The sequence below is a fragment of the Terribacillus saccharophilus genome, from assembly GCF_000725365.1.
GTDB classification, from domain to species: domain Bacteria; phylum Bacillota; class Bacilli; order Bacillales; family Amphibacillaceae; genus Terribacillus; species Terribacillus saccharophilus.
On the sequence record NZ_CP008876.1, the window covers coordinates 1027686 to 1053623 of the forward strand.

The 25938-nt window shown below is 41.0% G+C and carries 25 protein-coding genes; 17 read left to right on the forward strand and 8 right to left on the reverse strand.

The window, feature by feature from the left end; all coding sequences use genetic code 11:
- Positions 1-137: 137 nt before the first annotated feature.
- The 3 genes from GZ22_RS05290 (at position 138) to GZ22_RS05300 (ending at position 2593) form a co-directional block, all read left to right on the forward strand.
- Entirely contained in the window at positions 138-899 is a 762-nt protein-coding gene (locus GZ22_RS05290; RefSeq protein ID WP_038559527.1) for an acetoacetate decarboxylase, read from the forward strand.
- Positions 896-1957 carry a ketopantoate reductase family protein gene (locus tag GZ22_RS05295; RefSeq protein WP_051748062.1) on the forward strand — a complete coding sequence of 354 codons (1062 nt, stop codon included), beginning with the start codon at positions 896-898 and terminating at the stop codon, positions 1955-1957. The genes GZ22_RS05290 and GZ22_RS05295 overlap by 4 nt, the downstream gene beginning before the upstream one ends.
- Positions 1958-2164: 207 nt before the next feature.
- Positions 2165-2593, forward strand: a complete 429-nt coding sequence (locus tag GZ22_RS05300) for an NUDIX hydrolase (protein WP_038559530.1) — start codon at positions 2165-2167, stop codon at positions 2591-2593.
- Between the two features lie 73 nt (positions 2594-2666).
- Here the strand turns inward: GZ22_RS05300 and GZ22_RS05305 are convergent, their stop codons facing one another.
- The gene (locus GZ22_RS05305) at positions 2667-3797 is read right to left on the reverse strand and encodes a 2-methylaconitate cis-trans isomerase PrpF family protein (RefSeq protein ID WP_038559533.1); all 1131 of its coding nucleotides are present in this window, start codon (positions 3795-3797) and stop codon (positions 2667-2669) included.
- Between the two features lie 137 nt (positions 3798-3934).
- On the opposite strand from GZ22_RS05305, the gene GZ22_RS05310 reads away from it, so the two are divergent.
- Positions 3935-4804, forward strand: coding sequence for a LysR family transcriptional regulator (locus GZ22_RS05310; protein WP_038559536.1), 870 nt, complete (start codon positions 3935-3937; stop codon positions 4802-4804).
- Positions 4805-4926: 122 nt separating this feature from the next.
- Positions 4927-6231, forward strand: a complete 1305-nt coding sequence (locus GZ22_RS05315; protein WP_038559539.1) for a CitMHS family transporter — start codon at positions 4927-4929, stop codon at positions 6229-6231.
- 288 nt (positions 6232-6519) lie between these two features.
- Here the strand turns inward: GZ22_RS05315 and GZ22_RS18565 are convergent, their stop codons facing one another.
- Entirely contained in the window at positions 6520-6687 is a 168-nt protein-coding gene (locus tag GZ22_RS18565) for a hypothetical protein (protein WP_164072034.1), read from the reverse strand.
- Positions 6688-6871: 184 nt separating this feature from the next.
- Between GZ22_RS18565 and GZ22_RS05320 the strand changes: the two genes are divergently transcribed.
- The 6 genes from GZ22_RS05320 to lacZ all read left to right on the forward strand — a co-directional run bounded on the left by GZ22_RS05320 (position 6872) and on the right by lacZ (position 16532).
- Complete coding sequence (locus GZ22_RS05320) at positions 6872-8356, forward strand: response regulator transcription factor (protein ID WP_038559542.1); 1485 nt, start codon at positions 6872-6874, stop codon at positions 8354-8356.
- A 13-nt stretch (positions 8357-8369) separates the two neighbouring features.
- Positions 8370-10133: a sensor histidine kinase gene (locus tag GZ22_RS05325; RefSeq protein WP_038559545.1), complete on the forward strand. Its 1764-nt coding sequence runs from the start codon at positions 8370-8372 to the stop codon at positions 10131-10133.
- Positions 10134-10365: 232 nt separating this feature from the next.
- Positions 10366-11640 (forward strand): ABC transporter substrate-binding protein, encoded by a 1275-nt coding sequence (locus GZ22_RS05330; protein WP_038559548.1) that lies wholly within the window; start codon positions 10366-10368, stop codon positions 11638-11640.
- Between the two features lie 69 nt (positions 11641-11709).
- Positions 11710-12645, forward strand: coding sequence for a carbohydrate ABC transporter permease (locus GZ22_RS05335; protein ID WP_038559551.1), 936 nt, complete (start codon positions 11710-11712; stop codon positions 12643-12645).
- Positions 12642-13466, forward strand: a complete 825-nt coding sequence (locus tag GZ22_RS05340) for a carbohydrate ABC transporter permease (RefSeq protein ID WP_038559554.1) — start codon at positions 12642-12644, stop codon at positions 13464-13466. Before GZ22_RS05335 ends, GZ22_RS05340 begins: the two co-directional genes overlap by 4 nt.
- A gap of 24 nt (positions 13467-13490) precedes the next feature.
- Positions 13491-16532, forward strand: coding sequence for a beta-galactosidase, LacZ type (lacZ, locus tag GZ22_RS05345; protein ID WP_038559557.1), 3042 nt, complete (start codon positions 13491-13493; stop codon positions 16530-16532).
- Positions 16533-16568: 36 nt separating this feature from the next.
- Here the strand turns inward: lacZ and GZ22_RS05350 are convergent, their stop codons facing one another.
- Together GZ22_RS05350 and guaC are read right to left on the reverse strand one after the other, a co-directional pair.
- Complete coding sequence (locus tag GZ22_RS05350) at positions 16569-16892, reverse strand: antibiotic biosynthesis monooxygenase (RefSeq protein WP_038559560.1); 324 nt, start codon at positions 16890-16892, stop codon at positions 16569-16571.
- A gap of 464 nt (positions 16893-17356) precedes the next feature.
- Positions 17357-18340, reverse strand: a complete 984-nt coding sequence (gene guaC, locus GZ22_RS05360) for a GMP reductase (RefSeq protein WP_038559566.1) — start codon at positions 18338-18340, stop codon at positions 17357-17359.
- A 156-nt stretch (positions 18341-18496) separates the two neighbouring features.
- On the opposite strand from guaC, the gene GZ22_RS05365 reads away from it, so the two are divergent.
- Positions 18497-19150, forward strand: coding sequence for a reverse transcriptase-like protein (locus tag GZ22_RS05365; RefSeq protein WP_038559569.1), 654 nt, complete (start codon positions 18497-18499; stop codon positions 19148-19150).
- Positions 19151-19180: 30 nt separating this feature from the next.
- On the opposite strand, the gene GZ22_RS05370 is transcribed toward GZ22_RS05365, so the two are convergent.
- From GZ22_RS05370 to GZ22_RS18570, 3 genes are all read right to left on the reverse strand, one after another.
- Positions 19181-19570 (reverse strand): hypothetical protein, encoded by a 390-nt coding sequence (locus GZ22_RS05370; RefSeq protein ID WP_038559572.1) that lies wholly within the window; start codon positions 19568-19570, stop codon positions 19181-19183.
- A gap of 100 nt (positions 19571-19670) precedes the next feature.
- On the reverse strand, positions 19671-19952 hold the full coding sequence (locus tag GZ22_RS05375) for a hypothetical protein (RefSeq protein ID WP_038559575.1): 282 nt from the start codon (positions 19950-19952) through the stop codon (positions 19671-19673).
- 111 nt (positions 19953-20063) lie between these two features.
- On the reverse strand, positions 20064-20204 hold the full coding sequence (locus tag GZ22_RS18570) for a hypothetical protein (RefSeq protein WP_164072036.1): 141 nt from the start codon (positions 20202-20204) through the stop codon (positions 20064-20066).
- Positions 20205-20397: 193 nt separating this feature from the next.
- Here GZ22_RS18570 and solA point away from each other — a divergent pair, with 193 nt between their 5' ends.
- From solA to GZ22_RS05390, 4 genes are all read left to right on the forward strand, one after another.
- Entirely contained in the window at positions 20398-21519 is a 1122-nt protein-coding gene (gene solA / locus GZ22_RS05380) for an N-methyl-L-tryptophan oxidase (protein WP_038559578.1), read from the forward strand.
- A gap of 127 nt (positions 21520-21646) precedes the next feature.
- Positions 21647-21817 (forward strand): hypothetical protein, encoded by a 171-nt coding sequence (locus GZ22_RS18575; RefSeq protein ID WP_164072038.1) that lies wholly within the window; start codon positions 21647-21649, stop codon positions 21815-21817.
- 215 nt (positions 21818-22032) lie between these two features.
- Entirely contained in the window at positions 22033-23517 is a 1485-nt protein-coding gene (locus tag GZ22_RS05385; RefSeq protein ID WP_038559582.1) for a murein hydrolase activator EnvC family protein, read from the forward strand.
- An 88-nt stretch (positions 23518-23605) separates the two neighbouring features.
- Positions 23606-24178 carry a nucleotidyltransferase domain-containing protein gene (locus GZ22_RS05390; protein WP_051748064.1) on the forward strand — a complete coding sequence of 191 codons (573 nt, stop codon included), beginning with the start codon at positions 23606-23608 and terminating at the stop codon, positions 24176-24178.
- Between the two features lie 239 nt (positions 24179-24417).
- Here GZ22_RS05390 and GZ22_RS18580 read toward each other — a convergent pair whose 3' ends face one another.
- Positions 24418-24591: a hypothetical protein gene (locus GZ22_RS18580; RefSeq protein WP_164072040.1), complete on the reverse strand. Its 174-nt coding sequence runs from the start codon at positions 24589-24591 to the stop codon at positions 24418-24420.
- Between the two features lie 552 nt (positions 24592-25143).
- Here GZ22_RS18580 and surE point away from each other — a divergent pair.
- The gene (gene surE / locus GZ22_RS05395; RefSeq protein WP_038559585.1) at positions 25144-25932 is read left to right on the forward strand and encodes a 5'/3'-nucleotidase SurE; all 789 of its coding nucleotides are present in this window, start codon (positions 25144-25146) and stop codon (positions 25930-25932) included.
- Positions 25933-25938 lie beyond the last annotated feature (6 nt).

Below are 25938 nucleotides of genomic sequence, written 5' to 3' on the forward strand. Positions count from 1 at the left end.
ATATAACATAATATGTATTAGATTAAATGTAAATGTAGATGTATGCTTTATTCGTAGTCAGGCATTAAGAAAAAAAGTAAGATCAGTTTTTTTAGAAATGTTTAGTTCATTGAATAAAAAAAGAGAGGTGTTATATCATGAAAATCGATGTCAACAATATAGCAAAGAATTTCAATACACCATTAACAGCACCTGCTTACCCTATGCCACCCTATAAATTTGTAAACCGTGAATATCTTAATATTATTTATCGAACAGATGAAAAAGCTTTACGTGCAGCAGTGCCGGAACCGCTTGAATTTACGGAACCCCTAGTAAAATTTGAAGTAATGTGGATGCCCGATGTTTCAGGACTTGGTGCTTATACAGAGGCCGGCCAAGTAATACCCGTAAGTTTTAATGGAGAAGAGGGAGATTACGTACATTCTATGTATGTGGACAATTTCCCAGCCATTGCAAGTGGACGTGAACTTACTGCATATCCAAAAAAATTAGGTGCGCCTGAATTATATGTAGATTCTGATACGCTTGTTGGTACGCTGGATTATGGCAGTCTACGTGTGGCAACTGCAACGATGGGATATAAACATTCTGAAATGGAGAAGGAAAAAGCCAAAAGTGAAATTTGTCGTCCTACTTTTATGGTCAAAGTTGCAACTGATTACACTGGTAATTTAAAGATATGTGATTTAGTCCGAACACAAATAACTGATATTGATATTAAAGGAGCATGGTCAGGTCCTGCTCGACTTCAATTATTCGAACATGCATTGGCACCTCTTGCAGATCTGCCTGTATTAGAAGTCGTTTCAGCATCGCATATCCTTACAGATTTAACGTTAAATGCAGCACAACCTATCTATAACTATCTGGACAAAGATAAGGAGAAATTATTATGAGAATTGCAGTATTAGGAGCTGGGTCTTTAGGAACCATAGTCGGAGCCTATCTTGCTGATGGCGGAATGGATGTCGAATTAATCGATTCTTACCAAGCACATGTAGATGCTTTAAATCAGACTGGTGCTAAGGTGATTGGTACGACTGAGTTTCAAGCAAATGTGAAGGCTATTACACCTGAGAACAAGTCCGGAAAATATGATTTAGTCTTACTTCTAACTAAACAATTATATAACGACGCTGTCCTTCGAGAATTGCTGCCATTTTTGAATGACGATAGTGTGGTATGTTCTTTGCAGAATGGTATACCTGAAAAGAGCGTAGCTGCTATAGTTGGTGACGAACGAGTTATTGCAGGTTCTGTTGAATTTGGAGCCACATTTATTGAACCAGGTGTATCCAGCCTTACAACTGAATACATACAATTTAAGAAGTACGCTTTTCAAATTGGAGAATTAAACGGTGAAACAACGGAAAGAATTCAGCGTATTAAATCGGCTTTAGACCTAGTGGGTGGTACACATATTTCCGATAATTTAGTTGGAACAAAATGGTCTAAACTGCTTATCAATAATGCATTCAGTGGTTTATCTGCTGCATTAAACGGAGAATATGGCGACATTCTTGATAGTGATATCGGCATCGTTAGTGCAGCTCATATTGCTGATGAGACGATTAAAGTTGGGCACGAAAATGGTATAGAATTTGCTAAGATGAATGGTTTCGATATAGCTTCACTAGAAATAAAAAGTCAAAAAGATATTCCTGAACGGATTTCAACATTAAGAGTAGTGATGCAGCCTTCTAGGTTGTTAAAAGCAAGCATGCTTCAGGATCTTGAGAAGAAACGCAAAACTGAAATTGACTTCATTAATGGAGTTGTCCCAACCAGAGCAGTAGCCACGGGTATAGCAACACCTTATAATGATCTAGTTGTACAACTAGTAAAATTAGCTGAAGAATCACAAACTGTGCCGAATTTTGATGCAAATATAAAGGCTTTTGAAGAGTTATTGAATGTAGGTAATATAGACTCAAAAAGAATGAGTCTAACATAGAAGATAGTAAACAAAAACGATGCTGAAACACAGCATCGTTTTTTTGATTTAAATAGCATTCTTTAATTAATGTTTAAATGAATTCTTCAGTTTCTAAATGTATTTAATGTAATTATGAAAAACTTTAGTAGTGAATATCTAAAATTAATTATCTGACTTAAAAATGGTATTCTTTACAAAGAAAGATAGTTGTGAGGAGGATTATCGATGTTTGTAGTCAATGTTGAAGGTGCTATTTACCGGGATGGTAAGTGGTTGATGATTAAAAGAAGTGAAAAAGAAGAGCATGCAGCAGGATGTCTTTCCATGGTAGGTGGAAAGTGTGACTTGGAGGGCGTGTCTACCGATATTTTGGAAAGGACACTAAAGCGTGAAATCTTTGAAGAGGTAGGAATTGAAGTGGAAGATCTTACTTATGTGAATAGCTCTTCTTTTGTTACGGATAAAGGAACCCACGTTATTGATATCGTTTTTCTTTGTCAGCATATAACTGGTGAACCTTATGCAAAGAGCATGGAAGAAGTGGGGGAAGTGATGTGGATGACGATGGAGGATATAATGGTACATGAGGATGCACCTTCCTACTTAAAAGAGAATATTACAGTCGCTGCGAACAAGCTCATTTTAACAAGATGATTCTGAGTATCAAGATATTTAAATTTTAGATTTGATCAAGGCAAAGGAAAAGCTGTCATGATGGACAGCTTTTTTAATTCTTTGCAGCAATAACTTCTTCAAAGTTATAGTTCTGCTTTACATATGCAGTTCCCTCAAGAATTCTCCTCGCCGTACGGATAACCTTTATTTCTGATAAGCTGGCATACGCAGTCTCAGTAATGCCGGATGGATGGGCAATGCGTAAGCTGCCGGTAGTTTTTCTTGCAAGCGTATGAGGCAATGTTCCAGGAATGGCACATGCTGCGGTAGTGCAAATTGCGCCAGTTATGGCAAGTGCTTCATGAGGTCTTTGCATCGATAGCATACGTACATGGATATCCATATCCTGAGTGGAGTAAATGTTCTCGTTTGTATCAGTAAAGGCTTTTGCTTTTCCTATCAATGTTAGTTTTGGGACTGCCGGAGACATCTTAGTAGCTTTATCTCTAGTGGCAAACCCGCAGAGTTCAGCGGCAGCAGCACGTATTTCCTCGCATCGTTCCAGATCATCTTCTGTGAATGCATCGGGCAGAATAGTTTCTTCTAAACCGAGGTCAGCAGCTTCTATAAATGCTAGAGGATTGGCTGCATCAACGATAGAACAGACAATGCTGCCAAAGCTCGTTTCAAGTACATCAGTAACGTTTCCGGTAGGCAATAATTCACCTGTTACGGAACCTTCTGCATGGCAAAATGTCAAAGCTATTTCCGATCCATAACCAGGTACTCCAGGTATAGCTGTCGAACCCGTTATTTGGACGTCACCATCTTTGACGGCTACTTCGGCAAGAATCAACTTTTGAGTATTCGTATTCCATATCCTTACAGTCGTGATTGGGTCGGTGGCAGGGACAAGTCCTTCCTGGATTGCAAAGGGACCAACAGCAGAAGATATATTGCCACAGTTACCGTTCATATCAACTGTTTCATCTGTAATACTTACCTGTGCGAATGTATAGTAGACATCAAAGTCTTTATCTTGCTCTGCTTTTCTTATAATGGCAGCTTTGCTTGTTAGTGAATTGGCGCCTCCCAATCCATCAATTTGCCGTTTGTCAGGGCTGCCCATTAAATCGAGAAGAAAAGGCGTCCAGTTCTCCTTTTCAGCAGGCATGTCTGTTTCATGAAGAAAAACGCCTTTACTTGTACCGCCGCGCATGTAAACAACACGAATCTTTTCCATCAGCTCACGTCCTTTTATAGATGAAGTAGTTTATACTGACAGCATAGTCTTGAATATCGATAAAATAAAATACAATAATTTTTCCTGAAGTTAAAATTTATTTTATAACTGTGAGAAAGTACCTAGGAGGGTGAGCAATGGATGAGAAAGATTGGATCTTATTAAAGCTATTAGGAGAAGAAAAGAGTGTAACAAAAGCCGCGGAACGATTATTCACTTCTCAGCCTTCATTGACATATCGAATTCAAAAGATTGAAGACAATTTTCAAGTAAAGCTTTTTACCAAACGGAATAGAGGAATCACGTTAACAGCTGAGGGAGAGTATCTTTCTGAGTATGCCGTGGAGATGCTGCGAAAGCTGAAAGAAACGAAAGATGCTTTAGCGAACCTAGGCGAAGAGGTCCAAGGCACGCTTCGATTAGCGGTCTCCAGTAACTTTGCTCAATATAAGCTACCGGGATTGCTGGCGAAATTTTCTTCTTTCTATCCGAATGTCCAATACAATGTACAGACTGGTTGGAGTACAAGAGTGATGAAATTACTGGATGAGGGGGATGTACACTTAGGCATACTGCGTGGGAACCATCGCTGGCAAGGAGTAAAGGAAATTCTAACTAGAGAACAACTGTATGTTATTTCTAAACAGCAAATCAGTATCGGGCAGTTGCCGCTTCTTCCTTTCATTAAATACAATACCGATACTTCCTTGAAAACGATCATTGATGGATGGATACATGAGCATTTGCAGCATGCACCGCTTACAGCAATGGAAGTGGATCGGCAGGAAACGTGTAAAGAGATGGTTAAACATGGTTTAGGTTATTCGATAGTGCCTGAAATTTGCCTTCGTGAATCCGATCAGCTATACCGTATCGGTCTGACAAATGAAAAGAAGGAGCCTTTGCTTCGTGAAACATGGTTAATGTATGACCCTAAATCACTCGATCTTCAAGTGGTGAAGGCGTTCATCGGTTTTCTGAAACAGGAACAGCATGTGACAATATAAAAAATACTTATGAGTTTTCCAAAAATAGTTATATTTAACTTATCTCCTGCTATGTAATATGCTATGTCAAATGCTTCTTCAAACAAGTAAATGAAAGCGTATTCAAAGAGAGGGGAATTAACATGCTAACGATATTAGGGTTTTCCATGATGATCGTGTTTACTGTACTGATTATGTCTAAAAAGCTTTCTCCCATTGTAGCCTTGACGATTACACCGATTTTCTTTGCTTTAATTGGAGGTTTTGGAGGAAGTCTTGGGGATATGATCTTAGATGGACTGCAAACCGTCGCCAGTTCAGCGGCCTTACTGTTATTTGCTATCTTGTTTTTCGGAATCCTTATTGATGCTGGGCTATTCGATCCTTTGATTAAGAAAATACTCGTATTAGTAAAAGGAGATCCAGTCAAAATTGCGATTGGATCAGCTGTGCTGGCAATGCTAATTGCATTGGACGGAGATGGCACGACCACTTATATGATTACGGTTTCTGCTATGCTGCCTTTGTATAAACGGATAGGTATGAATCCATTGGTTATGGCAACAGTTGCGATGCTTGCTTTAAGTATTATCAGTGGTATGACTCCTTGGGGAGGTCCTGCAACTAGAGCAATCGCGGTACTTGGATTGGATCCTTCTGAATTCTTTGTTCCACTTCTACCAACGATGTTGGGAGGTATCATTTTCGTTATATTTACAGCCTTTATGCTAGGTCTTAAAGAACGCAAGCGCATAGGTGTAACGAAAATCGAGACTGATTCCTATGCATCCGAACCATATATGGCTGCGGCATTAGAAGGAGATTTATTGAAGCGGCCGCAGCTGCGCTGGATTAACTTGTTCCTTGTTATAGCTATTTTGGTATTGCTAGTTATGGGGATCATGCATCCTGCTGTACTTTTCCTCATAGGTTTTGTATTGGCTCTATCAATCAATTACCCAAATATCCAGGTACAAAAAGAGCGTATTGCTGAACACGCAAGCAATGCCATCACGGTTGTATTACTTGTATTTGCAGCAGGCGTATTTGCTGGAATACTATCCGGAACAGAAATGGTCAATGCAATAGCAGGTTCTATTGTCGCGATCGTTCCGCCTTCCATGGGTGAACTTTTCCCGGTGGTTGTCGCTATCACAAGTCTTCCATTAACCTTTGTGCTTTCAAATGATGCCTATTATTTCGGGATGGTTCCGATATTCGCAGAGGCTGCTTCTGCTTATGGAGTTGATCCTATTGAAATCGCCAGGGCATCCATCTTAGGGCAGCCGGTGCATCTTATGAGTCCGCTTGTAGCCTCTACGATACTTCTTGTCAGCATGTTGAAAATTGATCTTGGTGCATTTCAGCGATATGCAGTCAAATGGGCTGTTTTGACTTCTTTATTTATTATTCTTGTGGCAATCGTAACGGGTGCGATCACATTTTGATGAATAAATTTTATAGTACATGCCATAAAGTCACAGTTTCACCATCACATATAATTGGAGAAGTATCACGCAGAAAAAAGTTCGGAACTGAAACAGTGGGTTTCTTCCTAAGCGATAGAAGCACCAGCTAATTGGCTGGTGCTTCTTTATTATGCATATCACATGAGCAAAGCTTTTACTTAGACCCGAAACGCCGAAGTAATGAACGGATACCGAAGTAAATCGTACTGCCGATTGCTAAAATAATAATCAAGATTGTGATTGTATTTCCCATCAATGTTCTCCTTTTTAAGGTCCAATCTGAAACAAACGCAAAATGCCGCGGCCAATCCACAGTAGTAAACGAAAAGGTAAAATCAGCAGTTCTGGTACATAAAGAAGAATATCGAGAATATCCCATTTGTGATTCGGATCAGCTTCCCTTTTTCGTTTTCTCCGTCGTTCACGCAGTGTCACAGTCGTCTCTCCCTTTGGAAAAAATAGGTTATATTCATCTTATCATAATTTACTAACAAAACGTGTTATTTAAAGTATGTTCAAGCCATCTCACCTTGACAAATATTAGAATCCGGAACACTATTAAAGAAAGCGCTTTCCAATTAGAATTAAGCAGAGGCTTGATAAAGGGGTGTCATGCATTTTGGAAACAAAGGGATTGTGCAGGACATTAATTGTCGATGATGAAATTCTTATCCGACAAGGAATCAAACACTATCTGGATTGGGAGAAGGAAGGTTTCACAATAGTAGGGGAGGCTTCAAACGGAAAAGAAGCACTGGAACTGATTGAAAAGCTGAACCCACATATTGTTATCACAGATGTCGTCATGCCAATTATGGACGGAGAAGCCTTGACGAGGATCGTAAATGAAAAATTCCCGCATATCGGACTGATCGTACTGAGCAGCTTCAGTGAATTCGATTATGTACGAAGTGCTTTTCAGAACGGAGTTATCGATTATATTCTCAAACCAAAATTGAATGCAGAGGTGCTGCTGAAGGCTCTGCGCCTGGCAGCAGGACAACTGGAAGGGTTTCATCTCAGCAGTGAAGGAGAGCATCAGCAAACTTTAAAGGATAAATTAAGAGGTCTATATGAAGGAACAGATCTTAGCTTGGAAGAAGAAGCAGCAGCTTATTTTCCTCATAAGTATTTTCAGGTACTAAGCCATAATTACGAAGCAAACAAAAAAATGATGCATCTTCAAGATTTCTTAACTAATGAGGATGGAATCTTGACATCAATCTTATCAACTTCGGATTTGCATATTTATTTATGGAATGGCGACCGAATACTAGGAGAAGATGTATTTTCCGGATTACCCAAATCAGGTTTTATTTGCAGTACAGAAGTTTTCGATAATCTTTCCGAACTAAAAGGAAAGCAAAAGGAACTGGAAAGAGTGGAGAGTTATCGTTTCTTCTTTCCGGACAGTTTTTATTTATCTGACCAAAGCCTGCCACCATTGCCTGGTAAGTTGCAGGACTTTCAATTGGTTCGCTTTATTGAAGAGTGCAAGCGGGACAATTTTCAGGAAGCTTTTTCATATTTACAGGAACATACCGGTCAGAATGTACAGAATTATCAACAGGATGTTGCCGAATACAAAGCATTTCTCAATAATATTATGTTCAATCTGATTGTTCTGCTTGGCAATAAAGATTATCAAACAGAAGTGCTTGAGAAGAAGAAGTACACCTATTTTCAAAACGTCGGCCAAGCAGCAGATGTGTACACAGCTAATCAGACGGTTGATTCTTTTTTAAAGGAAGTAATGAAGATTGTGGAAACAGAGGAAGAACAGGGGCATATGAGGAAACTGACAGACTATATCAAGGCGCATTATCATGAATCGTTATCATTATCTGATATTGCGAACCATTTCCATTTCAGCCCTTCTTATTTATCCAATTATTTTTCCACACATAGTAAGGAGGGCTTCAGCGAGTACCTTAACCGTGTCCGGATTGAGGCAGCTATTACCTTGTTAAGGCAGAACGATATACCTATTTCAAAGATTAGTGAGCAAGTCGGGTTCTCAGATCATAGTTATTTTTGTCGTGTTTTTAAAAAGCAAACGAGCTATTCTCCTTCGCAATACCGGCGAAAACGGATAATGAGCTGAGGAGGAATAGCTGATGAAAATTAAAGACCAGCTTCAGCCTAATGGCCTGTTTATGAAGATGTTCCTTATAACAGTTGCACTAATAATTTTAGTAGCTATTACCGTTACTCTTACGACAATTCGGATGGCTGAGCAATTTTTTGTTGAGAAGTTCAGCATTACAAATTCCCAAATAATCGATCAAATTCAATATGATTTCGAAGAGTTGAATTACAGCATCGTAATGGCAGCTACCGATATCGGTCAGAGCAGTACAATAGAGGCCTATTTATCAGAGGAAGAGCCTGATAATGAGCGTATATTAAGTCTTTACCTTGTGATGAGCCAAATTGATCATCTTCGGGAACAGCTTGGTGATCAAAACGTGGAGATTGCAATTGCAGATCAAGAGGCAATCTCATACAGGACGAACTTTACGTATTGGCCAGCTGCCCCTACAGATATTCGTAATCATGATATTACGGAAACAATCACCAAGGAACCGAACAAGCTGCTTTATTTTCAAGATTCACGAGAAGCCTCCGATAATTATGTCATTGCGGCGAAGGCTCTCCTTGATCGGGAAACAGATCAATCATATGGTTCGGTCTACTTTCCAATTAGGGAGGGGCAGCTGCGTTCCTTTTATACAGACTACGTAAAGCCGGGGAATGATTTTTATGTGCTGGATCGTAACGGCAAAGTGGTCTCGAGCAGTTTAACGAATGTAATTGGACAATCGCTTCCAGAGCTTAGTCAGCAGGCGGAGAATATGCAAACTGAAGGAGAAACATACCAGGAGGTCGAGTTTCAGGATATAAATCAGATTATGCTGGCAGAATATCTGCCTTATTTTGATATGTACCTTATAAATATGGTGGACAAACAGACCGCTGTAGGCAATCTGATTGATACAAAGCAGATTGCATTATTGCTTGCAGGTGTTGTTGTTCTTGCGCTAATCATTGTTTTTCTTGTTACGAAGCGGCTGACCAATTCCTTATCGAAACTTGTCAAAGATATTGAAGCAGTACCAAAGAAGGGACTTAAGCGAAGGCTCGTATATGAAGGTACATACGAAACTAACCAAATTGGTACTGCTTTTAACAGCATGATGGATGAACTACAAGTGTATGTAGAAAAACTCATCGAAGCACAAAAACAGCAGCGCCATGCTGAGCTGGCTGCATTGCAGCAGCAAATTAATCCGCATTTCCTCTATAATACGATGGCTTCCATCAAGTTCCTGGTCATGATGGGAGAAAGAGAAGAAGCTGAGAAAACAATTGATGCGTTCATCACGCTTTTGCAAAATACAATTGGCAATGTAGATGAGTCGGTTACCGTAGAGCTTGAACTTCAGAATTTAAAAAACTATGTGCTAATCAATCAGAAACGGTACGGAGATAGGATTCAGGTACAATTCATGGTGTCTCCGGATTGTTTGGACTATCTTATTCCGAAACTGATATTGCAGCCTTTTATCGAGAATTCATTTTTCCATGCTTTCAATAAAACAGCTAAAGGCACAATTTCGGTGCTTGTATGGAAAGAAGCAGACGATCTTGTATGTGAAATAGCCGATGATGGCGATGGGATGGCAGCTTGTACAGATCTGCCCAATACGAACCGCAATCGACAACTGTTTTCCGGTATAGGAGTTAAAAATGTCCATGAACGAATTCAGCTTCTTTATGGGACAGATTATGGTGTGACCATCACGAGTGAGACAGGTCAGGGGACGAAAGTGAGCTTAAGATTACCTGCAGTAAAAGAAGATGAAAGAGATGCGATTTAATTCAAAATGCTGACCATCTTCATTGACTGTCGGCTTTAAGGGAGCGTATAGGAGTAAATTAAGAAAGAAAATACAAATAACAAAAAATAATCCTAAATCGCGATAATGTAAGCGTTATCAATATAAAGATTAAATCCTAGTATGACTCAATAATTTCCTAACAGAAGATAGCGGACGCATGCTAATATTTAAACAGAAAGACAGCGCTTACAAAAATGAGGGGGTAAATAGGATGAAAAAGTTTTTAGCACTTTTATTTGTTAGTTTGCTCGTTCTGTCTGCGTGTTCTTCTGGTTCCAGCTCGGAAGCAGATGCAGATACGAACGATATCAAAGTTTGGGCATGGGATCCAAACTTCAATATAAAAGCAGCGGAGCTTGCGAAAACAGCTTACCAAGAAGAAAACAGTGAGCTGAATATTGAAATCATCGAGTACGCACAAGATGATATCATCCAAAAGCTGAACACAAGTCTCAGCTCCGGAACAACGAAAGGTCTTCCGAACGTCGTTTTGATTGAGGACTATCGTGCACAAAGCTTCTTGCAGTCCTATCCAGATATGTTTTACGCGGTTGACGATGCAATCTCAATTGATGACTTTGCAAAGTACAAACAGCCACCAACTAGCTTTGAAGGCAAACAGTATGGAGTTCCTTTCGATTCTGGTGTAGCTGGTTTGTATGTACGAACTGACTACTTAGAAGAAGCAGGCTACAGCATCGATGATCTACAGGATGCTGATTGGGAGAAAGTGATTGAAATTGGTACAGCAGTTAAGGATGCTACAGGCAAGCAAATGATCACACAGGATCCAAAAGATCTAGGGCTATTGCGTATGATGATTCAGACAAGTGGTGCATGGTATTTGGAGGAAGATGGTGTAACTCCGAACATAGCTAATAATGATGCGCTGAAAGAAGCATTCCGTCTGTATAAAGAAATGATTGATGCAGACTTGGTTAAACCGCATGCAGACTGGAGCCAGTACATTGCCACAATCAATAATGGTGATATTTCTATGCTGCCAAGTGGTAACTGGATCACACCTTCTGTTAAAGCAGAAGCGTCTCAATCAGGTAAATGGGCCGTAGCGCCGTTTCCTAAACTTCCTGGCATGGACTCAGTGAATGCATCCAACTTGGGCGGTAGCTCCTGGTATGTATTGAACATCCCTGGTAAAGAAAAAGCAGCTGAATTCTTAGGCCAGACATTCGGTGCCGATGTTGATTTCCATCAGCAGTTCGTTGAAGAAGTAGGCGGTGTAGGAACCTATCAGCCTGCAGCAGAAGGCGAAGCTTACCAAGCAGAAGATGAGTTCTTTGGCGGTCAGAAGATAATGTCTGATTTCGCAGCTTGGACAGAAGAAATTCCACAGGTCAATTACGGTCTTCATACGTATGTGATCGAGGATATCCTTGCGAATGAAATCCAGAAATACTTGCAGGGCGAAGATTTAGATACGGTTATGGAAAACGCACAATCGCTGGCAGAACAGCAAGCGAAGTAATCCAAGTGCCCTGGGATGCCGCGAACACATGCTGCCTCCCGGGGCTTCTTTCGAAAGGAGCCCAAACTTATGAACATCCCTGAAAAACTAGGACCGGAAAAACTTGCTAAAAAACCAGCACCGCGCCCAGCACGTTCCCTCCGACTAAAAAATACATTGATTGGCTGGTCATTCGTAGCTGTAGCCTCACTGCTAATTGGAATATTCTATTTCTTCCCGATGGTGCAGGCATTGATAATGTCGTTCCAATCTGGCACCGGCGTAAATCTGTCGTTCGTCGGATTCGAAAACTATATCCGTCTATTCCAGGATCCTGTGTTTCTGACAACGGTAAAGAATACGGTCATCTATTTAATCATCCAAGTACCAGTTATGATTTTACTGGCTTTATTCCTATCAGTAGTACTGAACAATAAGACACTGAAATGGAAAGGATTTTTCCGTACCGCCATTTTCTTACCGTGTGTAACGTCTCTTGTTGCCTATTCAGTTGTGTTCAAGTATTTATTTGCACCAGATGGCATTGTGAATATGACGCTAATGAAAATCAATCTTGTCTCTGAGCCTGTCCAGTGGCTGACAGATCCGTTTTGGGCGAAAATTACTATCATTCTGGCAATCACATGGAGATGGACTGGCTACAATATGATCTTTTATCTATCTGCTCTTCAAAACGTGGATCAATCCATTTATGAAGCAGCAAAAATTGATGGTGCTTCTGCTATTCAGCAGTTCTTCAAAATAACGATTCCGATGCTGAAGCCAATCATATTATTTACATCCATCACATCGACTATCGGAACACTGCAATTGTTTGATGAGGTCATGAACATAACAGCCGGCGGACCTGGGAACTCAACGATGACTATTTCCCAATATATCTATAACTTGTCCTTTAAATATACGCCTGACTTTGGTTACGCTGCTACTGTATCCTATGCCATCGTAATCCTGATCGTTATCTTCTCAATCATACAATTCAAAGCGGGAGGCGATAAGAAATGAAATCATCCAACAAAGTAATCGGTTATCTGTTCCTTAGCATCTGTGCGATCATTTCTATTTTCCCGTTTTACTGGATGGTTGTCAGCATGACAAACACATCTTCTGACGTAACAAGGGGGAAATTGCTGCCGGGTGGACATTTTATTGAGAACTTTAAGAACCTGCTCCAAACAGTTGATTTGGTACCCGCATTAACGAACTCTGCCATTATTGCAGTTGCTACAACCGTCCTTAGTTTGCTGATAGCATCTTTGGCAGGATATGGATTTGAAATTTACCGCAGCAAAGCGAAAGATATCGTATTCAATATCTTGCTGCTGTCCATGATGATTCCATTTGCTGCCTTGATGGTGCCTTTGTTCCGTATGTTTGGTAGCTTCACACCGATATTGCCGTTTATCGGAATTGATACTTTATCGGCGGTTGTCCTGCCAACCATCACCACGGCATTTCTGATTTTCTTCTTCCGTCAAAGTACAAAGATGTTTCCAAAGGAAATTTTGGAAGCAGGTCGAATTGATGGCTTGAAGGAGCTGGGCATCTTTTTCCGAATATATGTACCGACGATGAAGACAACATATGCAGCTGCAGCCATTATCACATTCATGGCCAGCTGGAATAACTATCTCTGGCCGCTAGTTGTCTTGCAATCACCTGAAAACCAAACGATACCATTGCTCATTTCGAATCTTGGTTCCAGCTACTCGCCGGATTACGGCATGATCATGATGGCGATTGTTATTGCTACATTGCCAACAGCGATTATATTCTTCTTTATGCAGAAGCATTTCGTAGCAGGAATGATGGGTTCCGTGAAGTAACAGATAAAGAGGGAGGAAGAGATTATGACAATCAATACAAAGGTAACTGCAAGTTTGGATTGGCTTTCGGATACGAGTGTGTTCGCGGTGAATCGTGTGCCGGCTCATTCCGATCATGTGTACTTTGAAACTCTGGAACAGGCTAAGGTAAAGAAGGATATGCCTTGGCGCCAGAGCTTGAATGGTAAGTGGAAGTTCCATTACGCGCAGAATCCTGCTGCTCGACCTGCAGAATTCTACGATTCAGCATACGACTGCAGCCGCTGGGATTCCATCTCTGTTCCAGCCCATATGCAGCTGGAGGGGTATGGGACACCTCAATATGTGAACACGATGTATCCATGGGATGGTATTCATGATATCCGACCGCCTCAAGTGCCGATGGAGGATAATGCTGTCGGCAGCTATGTGAAACATTTTACCGTGCCGAAGCACATGGAAAACATGCCATTGTATATCTCGTTCCAAGGTGTGGAGTCTGCTTTCTACGTTTGGCTTAATGGACAATTTGTCGGCTATAGCGAGGATAGTTTTACACCAGCTGCGTTCGACCTGACAGCATACCTCCAGCCTGGTGAGAACAAATTGGCAGTAGAAGTATATCAGCGCAGTACAGGCAGCTGGCTGGAAGACCAGGATTTCTGGCGCTTCTCTGGTATTTTCCGCGATGTGTATCTGTATACAACACCAGAGCTTCATGTTTTTGATCTGTCTGTACAAGCAAGGTTAGATGATACGTATTCGAAAGGTTCTTTGAAAGCAGCGATGCTATTCCAAGAGACAATACCAGCGGGTGCGAAGCTAACAGGAAGTCTATATGACAAACATGGTAGCTTGGTGCAGGAAGCGGAAGGTTTGTTCCAAGACAAGACAGCTGTCGTTGCGTTCGATGTTGATACACCACAACTATGGAGTGCGGAGAATCCTAATCTATATTCTCTTTACCTGCAGGTTTTCAATGAGGAAGGACAGCTTGTCGAAGTCATTCCGCAGACCGTTGGCTTCCGCCGTTTCGAGATGATAGACAAAGTGATGTGTCTGAACGGTAAGCGCGTTGTTTTCAAAGGTGTCAATCGCCATGAATTCAATGCACGATCAGGAAGGGTCGTTACCGAAGAAGATATGCTGTGGGATATCAAAGCGATGAAGCAGCATAATATCAATGCTGTTCGTACTTCTCATTACCCGAACCAAACTCGGTGGTATGAGTTATGTGATGAGTATGGTTTGTATGTTATCGATGAGATGAACCTGGAATCGCATGGTTCCTGGCAGAAGCTTGGACAGGTGGAGCCTTCCTGGAACGTCCCGGGCAATTTGCCTGAGTGGCAAGATATCGTAATGGACCGTGCTGTATCCATGTTGGAACGGGATAAAAACCACCCGTCAATTCTAATCTGGTCCTGCGGTAACGAATCATATGCTGGGGAAGTCATCGTCAATGTGGCGAACTACTTCAGAGAAAAGGACCCGAGCAGGCTTGTCCATTACGAGGGTGTGTTCCACGCACGAGAGTATGATGAAGCAAGCGACATGGAAAGCCGCATGTATGCCAAAGTTGATGACATCATAGAGTATCTTGAAAATGATCCGGAGAAACCATTTATCAGCTGTGAATATTCCCATGCAATGAACAACTCATTGGGCGGAATGTACAAATATACCGATTTGGAAAATGCCTATCCGATGTACCAAGGCGGTTTTATCTGGGATTATATGGATCAGGCATTACTGAAAAAGAATCGATACGGCCAGGAATTTTTGGCTTACGGCGGTGACTTCCATGACCGACCGTCGGATTATATTTTCTGTACAAATGGCATCGTCTTTGCTGATCGTAAACTTTCTCCGAAAATGCAGGAAGTGAAATATCTTTATCAGAATATTAAGTTGGATATAGATGATAAAAAGATAGTGGTGCGCAATGAAAATCTCTTTGCTGATACAAGTGCTTATGAGTTGGTATTGACAGTGCGAAGAGAAGGGGAAAGCTGTTATGAACAGAGCATGGAACAGAGTGTTCCAGCTGGTCAACAAGCAGAATACGAAATAGGTATTCCAGCAAGCGTTTTAGCTGAACCAGGAACATATACAATCGATGCTGGCATGAGACTGCGTGAAGCAGCATTATGGGCAGATGCAGGATACGAGATTGCATTTGGACAATATGCTTGGGAAAGTAAAGCAGAAACCCCGAAAGCTACCGGTAAACTCCGCGTAGTCGAAGGTGATGTGAACATCGGCGTACATGGTGATGATTTCAGCGTTCAATTCTCTAAAGCTGCTGGCAGTTTGACGTCGCTTTGTTATGACGGAGAGGAACTGATTGAGACACCGCCTCATCCAACATTCTGGCGTGCAAGCACAGATAATGATAATGGATACCAGCAAAGCTATACTGCCGGGGTCTGGCTGGCAGCCAGTGTAGCGAGGAAGTGTACGGATGTAGCTTTGGATATCGGGACAGAGCAAGTGGATGTGACATTCAGCTATACATTTTCCATAGCAGAAAAGCTACAGGTACAGACAATCTATTCTGTGTTCCCAGATGGTGCTATACGTGTGAAAGCAGTGTACCAAGGAGCAGAAGATTTACCCGATCTGCCGACATTTGCTCTCACTTTCCGTACTTCTGCAGCATATAGCAATCTGGAATGGTTTGCCCAAGGTCCGGAAGAAAACTATGCAGACAGAAATAAAGGAGCGAGACTCTGCCGCTTCCAGAATACTGTTGAAACAAATGGTACTGCATATGTCCGACCACAGGAATCGGGCACAAGGACTGGAGTGCGCTGGCTGAAGCTCACTGATGTAAAAGGAAGCGGTATAGAGCTTCATTCTGATGATAAGCCGATTACATGCAATGCTTCTCCGCACACAGCATGGGAAATCGAGCAAGCAAATCATGCTTATGAATTGCCTCCAGTACACTATACGGTGCTGACTGTTTCTGGAAAACAGATGGGTGTAGGTGGCGATGATAGCTGGGGAGCACCAGTACATCCGGAGCATACGCTAACTTCTGATGGAGATCACAGCTTTACCTTCACCATCAAAAGAGCATAAAGAAACCCCCTCTGCTTAGGCAGAGGGGGTTTAGTATTACGCGAAGCTTGCTTCTTCGTATTGCAACAGTGTTTTCGTCATAACTGGCGCTTGATCTTTGTCTTTTTTCTCTTTGCGCATAGCACGGTGCTCTGCAACATGTGATTCTCGGGAGATCCATGCTACGAAATCAGCTTTTTGATCCCACTTCGTTACGATGGCATAAGCAACTGTATCACTTTTTTTTGTATCTTTGTTCCAGCATTCGGCTGAATGCAATCCAGCTACATCAGTCAGCTCCTCCATCGTATGCTTCACTTTATTTATAATTTTATCTTGGGCATCGACTGCACCTTCGAAAATAACTTGATTGACAAACATAGGATTGCCTCCTCATAAACTTGTTCTCCTTTAAAGCTACCAGAAAGCAAGGGAAAAAGTCAATGAGAATGATTATCAGTTTGAGGGATTTGTTTTAGTATGAAGAAGGCAGATACGCTGCGCGGCGTCTTTTATATAGTGAGGATATGTTATAATGAGTTATATATCTGAATGTTCGAACATGGGGGTGCAGTATGTTTGAATCTGACTTTGTTAATCTTATTTTAAAGATAATTAGCACATGGGCAGTATACCTACTTGTAACCTATACTATCTTTGATGATCTTAGTAGGGACAGGTTATTGTTTGTATTATTCATTATCATGTCTCTTGTGATGATCATATCTACCGCTATTAGAATAGTTAAAATTGTTAACATCAAGAAAGAACAGAAAGCAAACTGATGACCAAACTTTCTGATTAAATGAAAAAGGGCTGTCGAAATTACTTCGACAGCCTTTTTATCAATATACTTTATCGCCATTAAAGATGCTGTTTTTTACAACAACATAATCAACGTTACGGATTGCTTCTAATTTCGTACCACCAGCATAAGAGATGGAAGACTGAAGATCTTGTTCCATTTCTGTCAAAGTATCTTGAAGAGATCCTTTGTGCTCAACGAACATTTTCTTACCTTCAACGTTACGTTTTTCACCTTTTTGGAACTCAGATGCAGAACCGAAATATTCTTTGAAAAGCTTGCCGTCTTTTTCTACTGTCTCACCAGGAGATTCCTCATGGCCGGCGAACAAGGAGCCGATCATAACCATTGATGCTCCAAAGCGTACTGATTTGGCAATGTCGCCGTGTGTCCGGATACCGCCATCAGCGATGATTGGCTTGCTTGCTGCTTTTGCACACCAGCGTAATGCTGCCAGCTGCCAGCCGCCAGTTCCAAAACCTGTTTTGATCTTTGTAATACAAACTTTACCTGGCCCGATTCCTACTTTTGTTGCGTCCGCACCGGCGTTCTCAAGCTCTCTAACTGCTTCAGGTGTACCGACGTTTCCAGCAATAACGAAGCTCTCTGGCAAATGCTTTTTAATATGTTGAATCATACGGATAACAGCATTGGAATGACCGTGTGCGATATCAATCGTAATAAATTCGGGTACCAAAGCTTTGCTTGCGAGTCCTTCAACGAAACCATATTCTTCTTCTTTAACGCCAACACTAATGGAGGCAATCAGATTTTGTTCCTGCATTTTTTGGATGAATGCTTCTCTTGTTTCTGGTTCAAAGCGATGCATCACATAGAAATAATTATTTTCAGCCAAATAAGTGGCAATATTTTCGTCAATGATTGTCTGCATGTTTGCCGGTACGACTGGCAGACGGAATGTATGGTTTCCAAGTGTAGCAGTCGTATCACATTCTGAACGGCTATCTACTACGCATTTTGCGGGAATTAATTGAATATCTTCGTAATCAAATACATTTTCCATGTTTATACCCCTCTAAAGACGAATTATTTTTGATGGTGTCTTTTATTTCGTTCGCCCTTTGGTACTATACAATAATTCAGAAAACAAAGCAAAGGTTTTTATTCAAAAAATAAAAATATAAAGAAATGGGGTAGAATAGAAGAGAGGGGTGACAAAGTGAAACTACGTATGAAGATGACATATCGCACACCTAAAGGGACGGATGCGGAATTCTTATCTGATTATTTACCGCCAGGTGCTGTGCTTTTACTAATGGAAGATATGCAGCAAAACGGAAGAATACCTCAAATAGAGATCTTGGATCAATATGAGACAGAATGGTCAATAAAAGAATTGCGCAACTACATGAAGGAACTTGTAACAGAGCCGCATAATGTCCGCGTGTATGTGGATGGGGGCTTTGATAAAGGAACAGGTAAAGGCGGACTAGGCTGTGTTATTCATTATGAACAAAATCAAAAAGAATACCGTCTTCGCCGTAATCAGGAGATGGAGCAGCTTATCTCAAATAATGAAGCAGAATATGCAGCACTGCATTTTGCCATAGGTGTTTTATCGGAACTAGGAGTGAAAGAGCAGGAGATCGAGGTATTCACAGATTCCCGTACCGTCGTCAATCAGATGTCGGATGAGTGGCCAGTTTATGAAAAAGAACTGAAATACTGGGCAGACAAAGTAGATGATCTGGTAAAGGAAATCGGTTTAACGGTGCAATATGACCATGTGGATAGAAAGAAGAATAAAGAAGCGGATCAACTCGCGAGCCAGGCTTTGAAAAGTATTCAAATTGACAGTACGATACAAAAATAACCGCCCAAGCAAAAACTTGAGCGGTCATTTTTATTTGGAAGTCTGTTGATCAAGAGCTTCGATCAAACTAGTCTTGGTTGAACCAGATGCTGCTTCCACTAATGTCTGGAAACGTTCTGTCAGCAATTCTTTGTTTTTATACTCCTGAGGATGGTTCTGATTGTAATAGAAACGGAAGATAGCTTCCTCAGAGAAATGCTGTTTTCCGATCTTAATCATGAATCCTACAGGAAGCTTATCATAAGCATATGCTGCTTTTTTCTCGACTAGCGGCGTTTCCGCTACAGCTGTTTCGTTTTCAGATGCCAGCTGCTGAATTGCCTGCTTGATGAATTTCTTGCGAGCACGCTTCTTCTTAGAACGCATGTTCATCTCAGCAAGAACTTTATCCAGACTTTCGGTTTTCGTAAGTACTGTCACGACTAAAAACTCCTCTATTATTGTCTGCAACCTCTATCATATGATATTTTCGCAGATTTTAGAAGTCTAGCAGTAGAATTGCTAACATTCTGACAAGTTATCAATAATAGTAAGTGTCGGAATACGTTGGATCTGTGTCTGGAATAAGGGATACACCGATGATCATGAAAATGATAAAGAAAATGAAATAAATGACAATAACTGCGGCCATTACGATAAATGTGGCAATGGCAAAGTTCCTTCTTGGATTGGCACGGTCAGCTGCCCAAATAATTAGCATGATGATATTGACAATCGGAATACCTGTCAATACTATTGTCCATACCCATTGCATAATTCTCATTTGACCATTGCTTTGTTGGTCTCTTTGTTGTGGTTCCATAAAAAAATCGCTCCTGACTAAGGTAAAATAATGACAGAAATAACTATAATGGATAGTTTCTGTAAATTCAACCAGTGTCAGTAAGTCCTTGAAAGCTGATTTAAAGCCGTTTTAGGGACTTTTCTCCTGATTTGCAGCTCGCTCCAGCCTTTGTTTCGTTTCCAACATTTCCTGTCGTGACATTGGATCAAAAAGACCTTCCGCAAGGGTTTTATCAATATATTGGATAGCTTTGTCCAATTGGGAATCCATTTTCTAAGCACTCCTTCTCCATAGGTTTTCTCTACTACCGTGAATTTCTAATACTTCCAGTATAATGGCACATAATCGCATCCTTTATACTAGGTAAAATACAGTCTTTTTTCTGGAACTATTATAATTCTATAGGTTGTCCGCCAACTCCTCTTTCGATATGCTTAATTTATTGAAAAGACGAGGTGAAAGCATGCTATATGACATTATTATTCTAGGAGCCGGATCAATGGGGATGAGTGCAGGTTACCATCTGGCAAAGGAAGGTCGGAAAGTGTTAATGCTGGATAGCTATCACCCTCCTCATGACCATGGCAGCCACCATGGAGAAACGAGGATCATTCGTCATGCCTATGGCGAAGGTGAAGCTTATGTGCCGTTCGCTCTCCGAGCTAGAGAATTGTGGAAGGATTTAGAGCAGAAGCTCGGAAGGGACATTTTTATTGAAACAGGAGTATTGAACTGCGGTCCTGAATCGAGTCCATTTATACAAAATGTCCTTAAGAGCGGGGAAAAATATGATCTTCACGTAGAAGAACTTACATCAAATCAAATGAAAAAGCGTTGGTCGGGTTTGACCACACCAGCTGATTATATGGGAGCTTATGAAAAAGATGCAGGTTATTTGCGAACGGATCCGATTTTAAATGGATACGCAGACCTTGCAGTATCACATGGAGCCGTACTTGCAGGTGGTCAGCGTGTGGAAGAGGTACAAATAAAGAAGGGTAATGTTGAAGTTAAGACTAAAGATGGGATACATAGAGGAAAGAAGCTGATTGTCACAGCAGGAGCATGGGGTGCAGAAATATTGTCGCAGCTCGGGCTGCAGATACCGATTACAGTAACTCGGAAGACATTCGCTTGGCTGCATGCCGATGCAACCTTCCATGAAGATAAATTCCCTTGCTTTAGCTTTGACACAGATATAGGTACTTATTATGGGTTTCCTGATATTAACGGAACAGGATTAAAAATCGGACGCCATGACACCGGCTTGCCGATACATCCAGATCAAAAGGGCGCCCCTTTCCATGATGGAGACGCTGAAGAGCTGCAAAGCTTCCTATCTCGGTTCATGGGTAGCGGAACATTTCGGCTTCGAGAAGGGAAAACATGCATGTACAGTATGACTCCTGATGAAGATTTTATTATTGATTATCATCCGGAGCACCCAGAAGTTATGTATGCTCTCGGTTTTTCCGGTCATGGATTCAAATTTGCCAGTGCGGTAGGGGAAACCTTAAGTGAGATGGCAATGGAGAAGGAATTGACAGTGGATATGAAACCTTTTCGTATAAGTAGGTTTGCATAGCTACAGGATAGAAGAGTTATCAGAATTGATGGCTATTGTTAAAGAATGGACATAAATCAAAGCAGTGTGCCTTTCTATCGTGTTATAATAAAAAAATAGATTATTTTTTGTAAGGAGATGCTGTATCATGCCACCAAGCGTGCGTTTGATTCTGATCTTGGCGGTGGCCTTGCTTACTGTCGGGCTCTTGTTCTATGGAGCTGTAAAAAGTAAGCAGATGAGGGTACCTTTCTTGATTTTGGGGATATTATTAGCATTCATCTATATCGTGTCATTTATCGTATTATTTGTTTTATAGAAAGCATGCACAGTTATTGTGCATGCTTTTTTCATTTTCTACAGGAAGATGTACCATTCATTTCTATTAGCGGTGAATTTGAAACATTATTGTAATGTTTTGTCACACTTTCGTATAGTATACTGTTTCCGGAGATTACTTTATTTTCTATTTCATTACAGATTAATCAAACTAGGGCTATGAAAACTATAAATAGATTCACAGGGGGAACAGATTTGAGAAAAAAATGGCTGCATATTGGTTTGGCTGCAGTGATCGGAACTGCTGCACTTGTCTTGCCGGTATCTAGTAATGTTGCTTATGCCTATGAAGATTTAGATGAACAAAGAGATGAAGTCGAACGGAAGAAATCGGAGAACGAAGAGCAGCAATCAAAAAAGACAAAGAAGCAGGATGACCTGCAAGCTGCTGCTGAGAAACTCCGCGCTGAGTTAGAGAAAATCGATGGCAAAATCGGTGAAACGAATACAAAGCTAGCAGATACAGAGTCAGAGATTTCCAGTTTGGAAACAGACATTGATACATTGAAAAGTGAGATTGCTGACTTGGAGGTCCGGATTGAAGAGCGTCACGGTTTGCTTAAGGATCGGATCCATTCTTTGCAGAAAAGCGGCGGTCAGGTAAAATACTTGGATGTTATTATGGAATCGAAGAGTTTTTCGGACTTCCTTAACCGTGTTGATGCCGTAAGCACTATCATGGGAGCTGATCAAGAATTGATGGAAGCCCAGCAGCAGGATCTGGCAGATGTTGAATCTAAGAAATCAGAACGTCAAACAAAGCTTGTTCGTGTTGAGAAACAGGCGGATGTCTTAGAAGAGACAAAGCAAACCTTGACGGACCAGCAGGAAGAGAAGGACAAGCTGATCGCAGATGTTATGAAAGAATATGATCTGACTTCTGAAGAGCTTGTAAGTCTTAGCGAGGAATCTGCATTGCTTGCTGCACAAGAAGATGCTATTGCTGCAGAGGTTGCTTACCGTGATAAGCAAAAGGCAGAGGAAGAAGCACGTAAGGAAGAAGAGCGTCAGCGTGCTGAGCAAGAGAAACAGGAAGAAGCTGCTAGAGTAGCAGCGGCTGAGAAAGAAGCAGCTGCCAAAGCAGAAAAAGAAGAAGAAAAAGCTGCTGCATCTGCTGCTAGCAAGCCGGCAGTAAAACAAGAGCCGAAGCAAGAAACAGCTACGAAAAAGCAAACAGTTGAATCAAAATCAACGGCTTCTAATTCTGCTTCATCTGCGCCGAAACAGCAGGCAAAACCAGCACCTAAACAGGAGCAGCAACCAACTAAAGCTCCTGCTTCCAGTGGTGATTTCATTACTCCGGCACCAGGCAGCATTACTTCTGGTTTTGGACCAAGATGGGGTACATTCCATTACGGAATTGATATTGCTAAGCGCGGATCAAATGTACCGATTTGGGCTGCAGCTTCTGGAACTGTGTCACAAGCCTACTATTCTTCCAGCTACGGAAATGTAATCTTTGTGAGCCATTCTATTGACGGGAAAACATACACGACGGTATATGCTCACTTGACGTCTATGCAAGTAAGTGCTGGTCAGCGTGTGTCCCAAGGACAGCAGATCGGTACAATGGGGAATACAGGCATGTCCCAAGGACAGCATCTTCATTTCGAATTGCACACAGGTCCATGGAACGGCAGTAAATCAAATGCAGTGAACCCAATACCATATTTGAACTAAAAGAAACTCTAACACTTCTAACGAGTGTTGGAGTTTCTTTTTATTTAGTGTAAAGTGAGAGGAATAAATGGAAAAAGGAGGGAGCTTGATGCATCAAGCAGCACTTGATAGTCTAGTAGATATTTTAGCGAATGAAAAAGAGGTTAATGCGGTATTTGTGAAAGGATCATTTGGGAGAGGAGAACAGGACCCATACTCTGATATAGATTTATATTGTCTCGTAGAAGAGCATAACTTGAATAACTTCCTGGCAAAGAGATTGCCCTTGCTTTCCAAATACAAAGATGTTTTATACAGCGAGGAGCTATTTATTATCGCGCCACAGTTGATTATTGTTTATAATGACTTCCTTCATGTGGATTTGTTCACCGTTACTGAAAAGACTTTCAAACAAAGTGACCATTTTAGAGTTCTTTATGATCCGGATCAATTGCTGGATCAATTCAAAGGAACCCAAAAGCTTACGATGACAGATGAAGAATACGGAAACCAGATAATAGATCTGACATGGTTCTTATTCCAGTATCGCAAAGCTGCTTTGAAAGAAAATAGTGCATGGGCAGCAGCTATGCTTCAGCAAGTTACTGATCCGCTGTCCAGGATGCTTTTGCATCATTATGCTCCTGATCGAGCACAACTTGGTCTAAAACGAGCCGAGTAGCTACTGCCTTCTTCTATATACAACGAGTTTAATATAATCCTGGAAAACGTCACTCCAGCAGGTCATCAGAAAGCGGCTGCTGCAATCCTTCAGCTGCTCGCAAAAGAACAATCCTTTATAGAGAATCATCTAAAAGGAACCGAAAGACAAATAATTAATCCTCTTTTTCAAAAGATAGTTACAGAAGGATTTAGTGTAAATACGTAAAAGAAAAAGCCATATCCACTAGGATATGGCTTTTATTCTATACTAGCTTGAACCGACCACCGGACATCGCTATTTGTCTGTGAATTAAGCTTCTGCATCAGATCTGTTGCTTCCGTTTCACTTTGAAACAGCATTTCTGAAGTTGAACTGGAATGTTTTAGGTAGGTTTTCGTTCCGTTCGCTTCTCGGACAATTCTGTAGAGCATCGAACCCACTTCCTAACCTAGTATATTTATGTTTCTAAACCCATTGTCTCATAGGAAATAGCGAATGTATATGAATTAAATCGAATATACCATTAAAATTTTGTGGCAATTTAGTATAATCTGCATTTTATTAGCTGACTTCTAACGAAAATTAGGTAAAAAGTATCTGCTTTAAAAACCCAGTAAGATGATGCTATTTATATATTTGCGATATTCAATTTTTACAACTCAACATCAATTTGTGTATAAAATGTAAATTATTTACTTTTGGTTTGGCTAAGTGAATGATAAACGTTGTTTTGATAGAGAGAAAGCTGTCAAAAACAATTTTCATTCTTTTACAACAATTAAACATATCTTCACAAAAACTTAAACACTAGCTTCACAATCAGCTTGTACAGTTAACAATATAGGAACAAATGAAAGGAGTTATGCTGTGAAAGATATTTATTTTTCGTTAATGCTTCCCTGGAATGCCCCTTTGAAAAGAGTTGTGCCTAACACAGCTGACAGCTATTTGGGTGGCTATGGGCAAGTAAAGGAGGGCGTCACATGAAAATAATGGTTACCAATGACGACGGAATTTTCTCTCCAGGTGCAGAGGCAATGATCGAGACACTGCAGCATTTTGGTGAAGTATATGTTGTTTGTCCAGACCAGGAGTATAGCGCTGTTAGTCAATCTATTACTTTGCGTCAGCCTGTTCGTGTGAAGGAGATGTACCATTTTCCAGGTGTTGCTGGAGCTTGGAGCCTTAACGGGTCACCAGCTGATTGTGTAAAGCTTGGTGTGGAAGTACTGCTGCCAGAAAAACCGGACTTCCTTTTTTCTGGGATCAATCTTGGTCCTAATCTGGGACGTGACATATATCATTCTGGTACCATGTCAGCGGCGATAGAAGCTTCCCTCCATCAAATACCGTCAGCTTCAGTCAGCTTAAACAGCAGTTCGCCTCGCCATGTAAACTATTCCAAGGTCAAGACGCTGTTTTATCAGGTTGCCGAAGTACTGCTTCAGCATAGATCGAAATCCGTAGGCTTACTTAATGTCAATTTGCCAAATATCGATAAACGGGAGTTCAAAGGGATACAAGTCATTCCAATGGACATGAGTGTATCGCGATATCGCTTTGTTGGCCTGCATGATCCGCACGGGGAAGTATATTACTGGCTGAAGGATCAGCTGTTGGAACTAACGGATTTTGAACCGGCACGCGAGTATCTTTTATTGAAAGAAGGATACATAACCGTTTCACCGATTGAATTGCGAACAAATTATAAGCGGAAACAAGAACAAGTAGAACGCTGGTTCAAATCTATGGAGACAAATACATCAGAGTAAAGGGAG

Excerpts from the sequence above, each read along its gene's own strand:
- GZ22_RS05290 (WP_038559527.1), top strand. The coding sequence starts at position 138 with ATGAAAATCGATGTCAACAATATAGCAAAGAATTTCAATACACCATTA.
- GZ22_RS05295 (WP_051748062.1), top strand. The coding sequence starts at position 896 with ATGAGAATTGCAGTATTAGGAGCTGGGTCTTTAGGAACCATAGTCGGA.
- GZ22_RS05300 (WP_038559530.1), top strand. The coding sequence starts at position 2,165 with ATGTTTGTAGTCAATGTTGAAGGTGCTATTTACCGGGATGGTAAGTGG.
- GZ22_RS05305 (WP_038559533.1), bottom strand. The coding sequence starts at position 3,797 with ATGGAAAAGATTCGTGTTGTTTACATGCGCGGCGGTACAAGTAAAGGC.
- GZ22_RS05310 (WP_038559536.1), top strand. The coding sequence starts at position 3,935 with ATGGATGAGAAAGATTGGATCTTATTAAAGCTATTAGGAGAAGAAAAG.
- GZ22_RS05315 (WP_038559539.1), top strand. The coding sequence starts at position 4,927 with ATGCTAACGATATTAGGGTTTTCCATGATGATCGTGTTTACTGTACTG.
- GZ22_RS05325 (WP_038559545.1), top strand. The coding sequence starts at position 8,370 with ATGAAAATTAAAGACCAGCTTCAGCCTAATGGCCTGTTTATGAAGATG.
- GZ22_RS05330 (WP_038559548.1), top strand. The coding sequence starts at position 10,366 with ATGAAAAAGTTTTTAGCACTTTTATTTGTTAGTTTGCTCGTTCTGTCT.
- GZ22_RS05335 (WP_038559551.1), top strand. The coding sequence starts at position 11,710 with ATGAACATCCCTGAAAAACTAGGACCGGAAAAACTTGCTAAAAAACCA.
- GZ22_RS05340 (WP_038559554.1), top strand. The coding sequence starts at position 12,642 with ATGAAATCATCCAACAAAGTAATCGGTTATCTGTTCCTTAGCATCTGT.
- lacZ (WP_038559557.1), top strand. The coding sequence starts at position 13,491 with ATGACAATCAATACAAAGGTAACTGCAAGTTTGGATTGGCTTTCGGAT.
- GZ22_RS05350 (WP_038559560.1), bottom strand. The coding sequence starts at position 16,892 with ATGTTTGTCAATCAAGTTATTTTCGAAGGTGCAGTCGATGCCCAAGAT.
- guaC (WP_038559566.1), bottom strand. The coding sequence starts at position 18,340 with ATGGAAAATGTATTTGATTACGAAGATATTCAATTAATTCCCGCAAAA.
- GZ22_RS05375 (WP_038559575.1), bottom strand. The coding sequence starts at position 19,952 with ATGGAACCACAACAAAGAGACCAACAAAGCAATGGTCAAATGAGAATT.
- GZ22_RS18570 (WP_164072036.1), bottom strand. The coding sequence starts at position 20,204 with ATGGATTCCCAATTGGACAAAGCTATCCAATATATTGATAAAACCCTT.
- solA (WP_038559578.1), top strand. The coding sequence starts at position 20,398 with ATGCTATATGACATTATTATTCTAGGAGCCGGATCAATGGGGATGAGT.
- GZ22_RS18575 (WP_164072038.1), top strand. The coding sequence starts at position 21,647 with ATGCCACCAAGCGTGCGTTTGATTCTGATCTTGGCGGTGGCCTTGCTT.
- GZ22_RS05390 (WP_051748064.1), top strand. The coding sequence starts at position 23,606 with ATGCATCAAGCAGCACTTGATAGTCTAGTAGATATTTTAGCGAATGAA.
- GZ22_RS18580 (WP_164072040.1), bottom strand. The coding sequence starts at position 24,591 with ATGCTCTACAGAATTGTCCGAGAAGCGAACGGAACGAAAACCTACCTA.
- surE (WP_038559585.1), top strand. The coding sequence starts at position 25,144 with ATGAAAATAATGGTTACCAATGACGACGGAATTTTCTCTCCAGGTGCA.